Genomic DNA, 568 nt, shown 5'->3' on the forward strand with positions numbered 1-568 from the left:
CACGTTCAAGAACGCGCCGATCCCGGGTTCGACCGGTGCTCCGAGCGTTGCGAGCGGCTTCGGTGCGAGCGGCAACGTTCTCACGGACGGCGCCGGTAACTCGACGGTCTATCTGCAGGGCGGTACGGTCAACGACGTGCTGAAGGCGATCGACCTTGCCACCGGCGTGCAGACCGCGACGGTCAATGCCAACGGCACCGCGACGCTTGCGACCGCCACCGGCCAGACCAACTCGTCGATCAACGCCTCCGGCCAGCTCAAGCTGTCGACCGGCGTCAATGCCGATCTGTCGATCACCGGCACTGGCAACGCGTTGAATGCGCTCGGCTTCGCCGGCAACACCGGTACCTCGACCGCCTTCACCGCGGCGCGCACCTCGGGCGTCGGCGGCATCACCGGCAAGACCTTGACCTTCTCCTCCTTCAACGGCGGCACGGCGGTCACCGCCACCTTCGGTGACGGCACCAACGGCACGGTCAAGACGCTCGATCAGCTCAACACGAAGCTTCAGGCCAACAACCTGACGGCGACGATCGACGCCAACGGCCTGCTGACGGTCTCGACCACC

1 protein-coding gene is annotated in these 568 nt (G+C 66.4%); it reads left to right on the plus strand.

Going from position 1 to position 568, the window contains the following annotated elements:
• Nucleotides 1–568: DUF1522 domain-containing protein (locus MOV74_RS39975; protein ID WP_246933085.1), on the plus strand; the 568-nt coding region annotated here is incomplete at both ends.

The sequence above is a fragment of the Bradyrhizobium sp. SHOUNA76 genome (assembly GCF_023006445.1).
GTDB lineage: Bacteria > Pseudomonadota > Alphaproteobacteria > Rhizobiales > Xanthobacteraceae > Bradyrhizobium.